Here is an 11,135-nt window from a genome sequence, read left to right on the forward strand (position 1 = left end):
GTACAGCACCGAAGAAGTCCACGGCCATCGGCTGTCGGAACTGCCGGCGCTGGAGAACCTCAGCGAACTGCTGTTCGACGCGCCTTCAAGCCTGGCCAAGAGCAACAGCTGGCAGGGCGAGTTCAAGAGCCGACGCAAAAACCTCGAACCGTACTGGGGCCAGCTGTCGATCTCCAAGGTCTACGGCGACAATCGTGAACTGACCCACTACATCGGCATCTACGAAGACATCACCCAGACCAAGCTCGCCCAGCAACGTATCGAGCGCCTGGCCTACACCGACAACCTGACCAACCTGGGCAACCGTCCGGCGTTCATCCGCAACCTCGACGAGCGTTTCGCCCGCGACAGCGACAGCCCGATCTGCCTGCTGCTGGTGGACATCGACAACTTCAAGCGGATCAATGACAGCCTCGGCCATCAGACCGGCGACAAACTGCTGATCAGCCTGGCCCGGCGGCTGCGCAACAGCCTGAGCCCGAGCGGCAGCCTGGCGCGTTTCGCCAGTAACGAGTTCGCGGTGCTGCTCGACGACACCCACCTTGTAGCCGGCCAACAGATCGCCAGCCAATTGTTGATGACGCTGGATAAGCCGATGTTCGTCGACAACCAGTTGATCAGCGTTACGGGCTCCGTGGGCCTGGCCTGTGCGCCACTGCACGGCCGCGATCCGCAGACCCTGATGCGTAACGCGGGGCTCGCGCTGCACAAGGCCAAGGCCAACGGCAAACATCAGGTTCAGGTGTTTACCGAAGCGCTGAACGCCGAGGCCAGCTACAAGCTGTTCGTGGAAAACAACCTGCGCCGCGCCCTGACCCAGAACGAGCTGGACGTGTTCTATCAGCCCAAGTTGTGCCTGCGCTCCGGGCGCTTGCTGGGAATGGAAGCGTTGCTGCGCTGGAACCATCCGGAAAAGGGCATGATCCGCCCGGATCAGTTCATCAGCGTCGCCGAAGAAACCGGCCTGRTCATTCCCATCGGCAAATGGATTGCCCGTCAGGCGTGTCGCATGAGCAAAGAGCTGACCGCCGCCGGACTCGGCAATTTGCAGGTGGCGATCAACCTGTCGCCCAAGCAGTTTTCCGATCCGGACCTGGTTTCGTCGATTGCCAACATCCTCAAGGAAGAACAGCTGCCCGCGCGCTTGCTGGAGCTGGAACTGACCGAAGGCCTGCTGCTGGAAGCCACCGAAGATACCCACTTGCAGCTCGACCAACTCAAGCGTCTGGGCCTGACCCTGGCCATGGACGACTTCGGCACCGGTTATTCATCGCTCAGCTACCTGAAAAAATTCCCGATCGACATCATCAAGATCGATCGCAGCTTCATCCATGAAATCCCGGACAACCAGGACGACATGGAAATYACCTCGGCCGTGATCGCCATGGCCCATAACCTCAAGATCAAAGTGGTCGCCGAAGGTATCGAACATCCCAACCTGACTGAGAGGACTGATCATGGTTCTGCGCTCGGAAATCCTGGTGAACAAAAACGTGCTCCCGACTAAAGAACAAGCGCTGCCTGGCCGCGAAACCCCGATAAAAGTACCGGACGAACACTTCGTCAACGGCCATCCGCTGCTGGGTCCGTTTCCGGGCAATGTGGACTTCGCGATCTTCGGCCTGGGTTGCTTCTGGGGCGCAGAGCGGCGCTTCTGGCAGCGCGAAGGTGTGTACAGCACAGCCGTGGGTTACGCCGGTGGCTTCACCCCGAACCCGACCTACGAAGAAGTCTGCTCGGGCCTGACCGGCCACAGCGAAGTCGTGCTCGTGGTCTACGAGCCGGAAAAGGTCAGCTACGAACAATTGCTGGCGATGTTCTGGGAACTGCACAACCCGACTCAGGGCATGCGCCAGGGCAACGACATCGGCACCCAGTACCGCTCGGTGATCTACGCCACCAACCCAAGCCAATTGGCAGCGGCCAAGGCCAGCAAGGAAGTGTTCCAGGCTGAACTGACCAAGGCCGGCCTCGGCACTATCACCACTGAAATCGAAGAAGCCCCGACGTTCTACTACGCCGAGGCCTATCACCAGCAATACCTGGCAAAAAACCCTGAAGGGTATTGCGGGATTGGCGGTACGGGCGTGACCTGCCCGATTTGATGGGTGAACACAGTACCTGTGGCGAGGGAGCTTGCTCCCGCTGGGGCGCGAAGCGGCCCTAAAATCAGTGACAATGTTCTTTCAGATAGAACCTGTATACCGATTTTACGACTGCTTCGCAGCCGAGCGGGAGCAAGCTCCCTCGCCACACATTACTCAGCGATMAACCAATCCATCTGCCACCCGCCCTGGGTCTGGCCAAGCTTCTTCGACAGCCACGGCAGCAACTCGCGCAACTCTTCCTCAAGCCCCCACGGCGGATTGGCAATCGCCAGCCCTGAACCGTTCAGGCTGTTCGGCGTATCCAGCGGATGCACCAGCAACTCCACGCGCAACAACTTCGGCGCACCGGTGCCCGCCAGGTCCTGATAGAAACGACGCAACATGCGCTGATCCTTCACCGGGTACCAGATCGCCGCCACGGTTTGACGCATCCGGCCAATCGCCTCTTTCAGCGACGCGGCGCAACGCTGCATTTCGTCGAGCTTCTCGAACGGCGGATCAATCAGCATCAACCCACGCTTCTCCGGCACCGGCAACAGCGCCCGTGGCACGTGCCAGCCTTCGCCCAGGTGCACTTTGACTCGGCGATCGCCCTTCATGTTGTCCTTGAGCAACAACCCGTCTTCCGGGTGCTTCTCGTTGAGCAATACCCGGTCCTGCGGACGGGTCAAACGCCGCGCCAGCTCAGGCGAGCCCGGGTAGTAGCGCAACTCGCCATCCGGGTTCATCTCATGCAAGACGCGCATGTAATCGGCGGTCAGCGGCGGCAGATCCTGCTCGCCCCACAAGCGTGCGATGCCTTCCAGGTATTCACCGGTACGGCTCGCCTGATCGCCCTGCAGGTCATACAGACCAATGCCGGCGTGGGTGTCGAGATAGGCAAACGGCTGCTCCTTGCGCGACATCAAGGCGATGAGGCGGGTCAAGGTCAGGTGTTTGAACACATCGGCGTGATTGCCGGCGTGGAAGGCGTGACGATAATTCATGGCTGCTCCTGCGAAGGAGACGAAGTTTACCTTGTACCGCGCCCAGCGTCAGGGGTTCGCAGCTGAGCGGGCGGACAAACCATGATCATTGATGCGGGCCTATAGGAGCAAGGCTTGCCCGCGATCGAGTGCGCAGCGAAATCTTTCGACGGCTGCTACCAGGTAGACTGATCTTCAAGGCTGGCGTTATGAAGATCACTTTTCCAAGCCTCCAGAGCCAACATATAAACATCTTGGAGAAAACCCCGAGGATCTTTCAATCTATACCACTCTCCCCGAGGCCAACTCGCAGCTTCCTCCTCATCAATTTCAAACAAATGCTGAAAATCATAGCTTTGGTCACTCAACTTTCCTGCTAGAGCTTCTACCAGTACAAATTTATGCCGATAGGACAAATAATTTAAATTCAGGCTGTACTTACTAATCAATACCGCCCTATCAGTCGCATTGTCAGGGTCATACACCTCAAGTTCTGCACCTAGGGTTTCTTCGCGATCGTACACATCGAAAACGCCAATGAACCACATCAGATCAGGCTCAAACTCTTCATTCAAAAATGGATCCCGCAGCATCACCTACCCTCCGTAGGAAAACCTGTATATGGTCGCGTCACGTCATCTTTATCAAACTTAACTTCAAACCAGTTCAATTCTTCGTTCAACTTAGGATTGTCTTTGTCTTTTTTGTTAGGCCTGTAACCACGACCTGCTCCCGGCAGCTCTAACCTTACAATGGGATCTTTGTTGTGGTCTTTCCCCGTAAAAGGATCCAGCCCTAAGCTTCTCCTTGTCGTGGCTTTATTCAAAGCATTGAAATGAACCCGCCAGTTACTGAACTGAGAACTCAGACTCCCATTTGCACCTTTCGGAATTTTACCMGTATGAGGATTCGCACCATTAATAGCCCGTTGCTTTAGCGCCACATCAGGTATTTCTGAGCTGTGCTTTTGAACAGTGTGCATGTCGTATTTGTCCTCAAACTCTAGGACCCGCCGTTTGGCATTCGCCTCCGCCAACTCATCAATCCTCGCCCGCCGCTGCTCACCCGCCAGCTTCGGCAGCGGCGGCTCGCCCTCATCAACCGCCACGCCCCCCACATCATCCGGTGCCTTACACCCCGGCTTGTTCGGCGGCGGACAATTTCCGTTCAGCCCCAGCGGGTCAATCCACCCCGTCGGATTCGGGGTGTACTGGTAGCCGTTCAGCCCGCCCGCCAATTTGCTCGGATCCGGCGTCAGGTAGCGGCCGATGTCCGGATTGTAGTAGCGATGGCGGTTGTAGTGCAGGCCGCTTTCGGCGTCGAAGTACTGCCCCTGAAAGCGCAACGGCTGCTCGAGCTGTTCTTCGCCGAAGTGTTTCAGGCTGGCGAGTTTTCCGTAGGCTTTGTAGGTCGCCGACCAGACGATTTCGCCGCTGTAGTCGGTGAGTTCCTGCGGGGTGCCGAGGTGGTCGAGTTGGTAGTAGAACGGGCAGGCCTTGCGCGGACCGAAGCCGTCGAGCAGGGCCAGCGGGCGGAAGCTGCCGGGTTCGTAGAGGTAGCTGCGGTAGTGTTCTTTACCCCGTTCGGCGACGAGGTTGTCGCCTTGCCAGAAAAATTCGGTGGTATGGCCGTCGACGGTTTTGGCGATGCGCCGACCGAAGGCGTCATAGCGGTAGCTGGCGGTTTTGCCATCCGGCAGTGTGACGCCGATCAAGCGGTGCTGGCAGTCGTAGCGGTATTCGGTGACGAGTTTCTGCCCGGTGCCGCGGCGCTCAAAGATCAGATTGCCGAAGGCGTCGTAGTCGTAATGGCGGTCGCCTTGCAGCAGCAGGCGGTTGCCTTTGATCGTCGCCAGTCCCGGGCGATCGTGCATTTGCAGGTTGCCGGCCGGGTCGTGTTCAAAGCTTTGCGTCGGTTCGCCGCGAGCATGGCGTACGCGGGTCAGGCGGTTGAGCGCGTCGTAGTAATAGCTGCGCTGGCCATGGCGACTGTCAGCGATGGCGGCCAGATTGCCGTTGACCGCATAGTTGTAGTGGCGCATGTACAGCGGTCGGTCTGACTGGTTGACCGCGTGGGCTTGCAACCGGCCCTGTTCGTCATAGTGATACTGGCTAAGCAGTTGGCCTTGCTGGCGTTGTTGTTCGCGCCCCGCGTCAAAGACGTGCGTGGTCAGCCGCGTGCCGTTGAGGTCGATGGCCGTCAGCGCCCCACCCTTGGCGTGGTGATAATCAAGTGTGCTGTTGTCCGGCAGGCGCAGGCGATTGAGCTGGCCGCAGGCGTCGTAGCCAAAGCGCAAGGTGCCCCAGCCCTGGTGTTCGGTGATCAGCCGATCTTGCTGGTCATACTCGAACTCCAACGGGTGGTCATGACCGTCATCGACGCTGACCAGTCGGCCAAGGCCGTCATAGTGGTACTCGACGTTGACGCCATCGGGCAGCGTCTTGACCAGCAGTCGTCCTGCCGAGTCCCGCTGATAGGTGGTGATCAGCGTTGAGCCATCGTCGCCGAACTCGGTTTTCTCCAGCAGATGGCCATTGAGGTCGTAGGAATAGGCAGTACGGCGGCCGTCGAAACCGGTTTCCTGTCGGATCAGGCCATTGAACGTGTAGTCCAGCTGATATTTTTCGCCGGATTCGTTCTCGATTTCTGTCAGCAACAACAGCGCGTTGTCGTAGCGATAACGCAGTTGGGTGCCGTCGGCATTGATGCGACGACTGACCAGATGCGAATCATCGGCGTATTCGTAGCGCGTGACCTGGCCCAGCTCATCGCGTTCGGCGGTGATTTTTCCGTAGGCGTTGTAGCTGAAGGCGCGGCTGGCACCGGTGGGAAGTGTTGTCTGAATCAGTCGCCCGACGGCATCCCATTGGTAGCGGGTGACGGCACCGTGTTCGTCCCGCCGGGTAATCTGCCGACCCAAAGCATCGTAGGAAAACTGACGCTGGCCACCGTCTGGCAACGTTTCTTCGAGCAGTTGCCCCAAGCCGTTCCAGACGAACACATGCCGACTGGTGTCCGGATAACGGATCGAGAGCAGCCGCCCCCGAGGGTCGTAGTGGTAATGCGTGACATGCCCGTCGGGATCGGTCGCTTCAGTGACATCGCCCTGAACATTGCGCTGATATTTCCACACGGCCTTGCCGCGATACCACGCATGCAGGAAACCGTCGCGGTATTCGTAGCCCGTCGGTTCGTCTTCCGGTGGAATCAGCGCGACAAGCCGTCCGGCCTCGTCGTAACGGTACTCAGTGACAGCCCCCAGCGGATCCTGCTCGGCAATCAGCCGACCTTTGTCATCGTAGGCCTTGAGATGCTCGCCACCCTCCAGGTCGACCTTGCGCACCAGTCGCGCCCGATCGTCATGGACGTAAACCTCTTCGCTGCCATCGATATTCAGGACAGTGACACCGCCCTGGTCATCCCAGACGTACTGCGCATCCATCTGCGAAAACGACGCCCAGTGCCGAATGCACCTGGCAGCCTTGCCGGACCTTTCCCACTCCCAGAAAAAGCTCGCGCCACCGGCCAATTGCCGCTGCAAAATGACGTGCTGAGCGTCGTAGTCGTAGCGCTCGCTTTCGCCCACGGCGTTGGTCGCTTCGATCAGTTGATCGCGTTCGTCGTAGCGATAACTGACCAGTGTCTGCTCGGTATGCCAGGCCTCGTCGAGGGTTGGGGCAGGGACAAAGCGCTGGTAATCGACGGCGATCAAATAACTGCGGTCATAACGCAACAGCAACGCGCGACCCACGCCGTTGTCGAGGCGTTTGATGCGTTCCTGACGGTCGCGGGTGATGCGCAATCGGTTGTCGTAACCGTCACTGATTGTTGTCAGCCGACCGTTATGAAAGTGATAAAAACGCCMGTCGTCGCCGGCCTGGGCGAGGATCAGTTCCTCGGGCTCATCACCCAGATAAATCGCCGCCCGCGACAGACTGTTATGGATCGCCGGGCGCTCGACGTTCGGTAACGGGAATGCCGTACGACGGTTTTCGTGGTCGATCCAGATGACGTTGTCGCCGTCGATTTCCAGGCGATGCGCCAGCGAATGGCTCCAGCCAAAGCCCAGTCCGCTATCGATCTCGGCGGCGCTGGTGCGATAGAGCCGGGTGAAGTCGAACGGCAGAATCCCGTCCAGCGAGCCATCGACCAAGGTCAGCAGCTCTTCGCCGGTGACCATCGACACCGGGCATTTGTTGGTGGCGGTTTTATCTGCCGAATCGGCGCTGTCGCCGTTGGGGTTTTTCGCCTGCGCCGGGACGTCGACGTAAGGCTCGCGTTTATTCAGCGTGGAGTTCTTGCGGCCATTCCAGCGCAGTTGCATCCGCCCCTTTTTCAGACCCGCTACGACACCTCGTGCAGCGACTTTTTTGTAGCGGTCGACGTAGTCCATAAAGCTGTCGATGATCTTGAACATCGCAGCGACGAAACGCAGGGCGGCGTCGACGATGTATTGGCCGTAGCGCATCAGCCGCACCGACAGATAGGCGATGCCCACCCCGAAAAAGCTCAGCACGATGCCAATCAGCAGATCGATCACCAGCTCGACCACTGCCTTCGAAACTGCCTCTGCCGTGGTTCCGGCTATCTGACTCGGCGGTAACGCTTCCAGCCACAGACTCGCAGTGCGCAACAACAAACACAGCGCCGCTTCGTCACTGGCCAGCAGCAGGGCTTTTTCCATCAGTTCCGGCGACTTTTGCGCCAGATCGGCCAGGGCCGTACCACTACCACCGAGCCTTTCGGCAAACTTCGCTGGGTCCTTGAGGATGTCGCTAATCAGGCCAATGCTGTCCCAAACACCCTCGATAGCCGCCCAACTGCCGGCGAGCATTCCATTGCCCACCGCCGCCAGCGATGCCGACGCCGACTGCTGCGACCACTGCGGCTTGAACCCTTCCCACTCGCTGCGCAGCCAGCGTTCCAGCTCCTTGGTCAATCCGTCGTAAGCATCGAAAAGCTCATCGATTTGCCCCTCTGTCACTTCGCTCTGGACATGAACCCGATAGAACTTCCCGGCGGTCCCCCTAAACGTCCCTTTGCCATTTTCATCCAGCAGGACCGGTGTCTTTTCACCGCCCTCCACGGCAATCACATCGACCTGGATATTCCCCAAGGGAATGTCGTAGACCGATTCGAACGTGCTCTCGATCTGCAACACCCCGTCGGCCGGGCACTGCGCCACACTGGAGATGAAATCGTCATCGCCGGTGCTCACCGCCGTGGTCGTGCTGCCGAATTTGATCAGCCGCTCCATCCCCCTCGATGTTTTCAGCGCATAACCACCGATTTCCAGGGCCTGCCCATTGATCAGGCAGCGCCCTATCGGCGGCATCAGTTGCGCGACATCAACCTGTGCGGACTGGAGAATCGGCAGCAAGTAACGTCCGTCCCAAAAGCGGAAAAATACCGCGTTGCCGTTGGGTAACAGGGCTTGCGTAAGGCTGCGCAGATGTTCGACCAGAGCCTCTTGAGGAGCAGAGGACACCGCCAGCCAACCCCAGTCGCGAGACTCGGTAGTGGCGACCCACTCCAGAAACTCACTGCCCGCAGCGACAATGCCGACATAGGGCATCACCACTCCCCACTCGGCGTAAACGGTGTCGGCCCAGATGGGGCTCGGTGCTTGCATAGTGATCGAGCGTTGCCAGGCTTTAAGGGGCTCGGCAGAGCTGGCATTGCCCAACACCGCGAACAACTGCTCGGAAGGTTTCAGCGGATGGCGCTCCAGCCAGGCATGAGGTGACAAGGCATCAGGCTGCACAGACACCCTCCTTGCAGCGCTCGCATTCTTCGCAGAACGGCGCGTCGCTTTTCAGGCTCAGAATCTGTGCGGCACTCAGCAGTGCTGCCGTGACTGCCACGAGTGTCAACAGCCTATCGGGCAAGGCCGGTGCAGCACTCATGACCGGCATCGGCGCACCACCCACCTCAATCGGTACACTGCTGAAAATCCCGTCGGGGCCGATGTTGATCCACTGCCCACCCGCCTGAATTGTCGCGCTGGCACCACCGTCGATAACCACATGCTGGCCGGCGCTGACATGGAATTGCTGACTGGCTTTGAGCGCCTGGTTGGTCACCCGAATGTGCCGGTCGCCGACCACCACCAGGTGATCGCTGCGCCTCACTTCGGTTCGGCGATTGCCGTGGGTGATGCGCTGTTCGTCAGCCTTCAGTTCATGGCGATCGAGACCCGCGACCACCACACTTCGCTGGTTGCCCACGTGCGTGTGCAAGTCGTGCAATACGTGCCGGGTCCAGTCGCGCTGAGCTCGCAGATAAATTTCCTCGGCACCCTTGCGGTCTTCAATGCGCAGCTCGTTGTAACCACCGCCACCGGGACTGCTCTGGCTGCGAAAAATGCTGCGCGTCTTGTCCGCCGGCAGATCGAGCGGCACCGGGTTGGTCCCATTCGGCAGGCAGGCCATCACCATGGGTTTGTCCGGGTCGGCATCGACAAACCCGACCAACACTTCCATTCCAACCCGCGGGATCAGCGCACTGCCATAACCGTCATGAGCCCAGCCACTGGCGACTCGCAGCCAGCAACTGGAATGCTCGTTGCGCTGACCTTCGCGGTCCCAAGCGAAGAGCACCTTGACCCGCCCGAACTCGTCGCAATGGATTTCACTGTTTTTCGGCCCCGTGACGACCGCGTTCTGATAGCCCGGTACCCGCGGCTTGTATTCGGTCAATGGCGGGCGAAACGGTACGTCCCACGGTGTCGCCAAAAAAGTATTGCGATAGCCCTGAAAATCACCGCTGTCCGCTGACTCTTCCAGCACTTGCGGCTGCTGGCCGTGATGCTCGATTTCAGTCAGTAGCCACAGGTCATTCCATTCTGTGCGCGGGTGCTCGGCGATCTTCAGAAAATGGCCGGTGAGCAACGCCGATTGATCACTGTGACCTTCGGCCTGACGGAAATCCGCGCCATGGCGCTCCAGCGCTCGTTGCGCCAGGTGTTTGCCGTGGTCGCGATCGGTGAACTGACCGGGGTAGCGGTAATCCTCCAACACCGAACGCTGCTCGCTGTCGACGGTGCTTTGCAGCAACAGGCCGGGTTTGTGGAAGTCATAGTCGCGACGGGTGACTGCGGTGGTGCGGGTTTCCAGGCGGACGTTGAAGCGCTTGATCGCAGGCTGGTCGGCGGCCATTCCGCTGCCTGGCAAGTAAAGCGTCGGCTGCGCCGGTTTGCGGAAAACTGTCTGGTCGTCACCGAACACCAGCAGATGGCCGTGCGGGCTGTGCTGGAAGTGGTAGTGAATGCCKATTTCGGCACACAACCGCTGAATAAATTCCAGATCGCTCTCGGCGAATTGCACGCAGTACTCGCGCTTGGGGTATTGGCTGCCAAGCTGTAACTCGAATGCATCACCCAGAATGCCGTGATCCTTGAGCACCAGAGCGATGATCTCGGGAACGCTTTTATGCTGGAAGATTCTCTGGTTGGTGCGTTGACCGAGATAGGCCAGGCGCGGCACCAGACTGATCTGATAACGAGTCAGGCGCGTGCCCGAATCGCCTTGGGCGATACGATAAACCTGACCGTGAACACCTGCGCCTTGCGCATCAAAACCGAGAAAAGCCTGACGATGCAGGAAGTTTTCGAGATCGAGATCCGGGTGTTCACTGACCAGTTCCAGGTCGAAACGATAGGGCTGACTAATGGCCTCCTTGCCCGTGAACTCAAGCACTTTGAGCTCATTCTGGACGCCGTCAAGGGTCAACGTGAAACGCGGTTGATGGGCAGGCGTGAGCATCCGATGTCTCTGAAGCAGAATGAAGGCGGGCGATTCTGCATGAGCGACAAGGGGGGTTGATCGAGGGTCAGAAAAATCAGATTTGCCCTGATTTTTTAGAGAACTTTCCTTCAGATATCGGGATTAACTACTACAGACATTCCTGTCGGACGGGCTGTATCGACGCCTTCTTGAGCCACAACACGATCCCTGTAGCAGCTGGCGCAGCCTGCGTCCGGCTCGGTCCGCGCTCGGGCGCAGCAGTCGTAAAATCATTCACCGCATTTCTTCAGGTAAACCGCAGAGGATGGTTTTACGAC

Annotated in this window: 5 protein-coding genes and 1 pseudogene; 2 read left to right on the forward strand and 4 right to left on the reverse strand. The window is 58.9% G+C overall.

The window, feature by feature from the left end; genetic code table 11:
• Together AC1DH9_RS17450 and msrA are read left to right on the forward strand one after the other, a co-directional pair.
• Positions 1 to 1,429, forward strand: a pseudogene (locus tag AC1DH9_RS17450) (putative bifunctional diguanylate cyclase/phosphodiesterase); the annotation flags it as partial.
• Between the two features lie 28 nt (positions 1,430 to 1,457).
• Positions 1,458 to 2,105 (forward strand): peptide-methionine (S)-S-oxide reductase MsrA, encoded by a 648-nt coding sequence (gene msrA / locus AC1DH9_RS17455; protein WP_427534247.1) that lies wholly within the window; start codon positions 1,458 to 1,460, stop codon positions 2,103 to 2,105.
• A 152-nt stretch (positions 2,106 to 2,257) separates the two neighbouring features.
• Here the strand turns inward: msrA and AC1DH9_RS17460 are convergent, their stop codons facing one another.
• The 4 genes from AC1DH9_RS17460 to AC1DH9_RS17475 form a co-directional block, all read right to left on the reverse strand.
• Positions 2,258 to 3,094, reverse strand: coding sequence for a 23S rRNA (adenine(2030)-N(6))-methyltransferase RlmJ (locus AC1DH9_RS17460; RefSeq protein WP_477808493.1), 837 nt, complete (start codon positions 3,092 to 3,094; stop codon positions 2,258 to 2,260).
• Positions 3,095 to 3,249: 155 nt separating this feature from the next.
• Positions 3,250 to 3,666, reverse strand: a complete 417-nt coding sequence (locus AC1DH9_RS17465; protein WP_427537938.1) for a hypothetical protein — start codon at positions 3,664 to 3,666, stop codon at positions 3,250 to 3,252.
• Positions 3,666 to 8,837, reverse strand: coding sequence for an RHS repeat-associated core domain-containing protein (locus AC1DH9_RS17470; protein ID WP_477808494.1), 5,172 nt, complete (start codon positions 8,835 to 8,837; stop codon positions 3,666 to 3,668). Before AC1DH9_RS17470 ends, AC1DH9_RS17465 begins: the two co-directional genes overlap by 1 nt.
• Positions 8,827 to 10,836, reverse strand: a complete 2,010-nt coding sequence (locus AC1DH9_RS17475) for a type VI secretion system Vgr family protein (RefSeq protein WP_427537929.1) — start codon at positions 10,834 to 10,836, stop codon at positions 8,827 to 8,829. The genes AC1DH9_RS17470 and AC1DH9_RS17475 overlap by 11 nt, the downstream gene beginning before the upstream one ends.
• Positions 10,837 to 11,135 lie beyond the last annotated feature (299 nt).

It is taken from the genome of Pseudomonas sp. 05T35 (genome assembly GCF_056396605.1).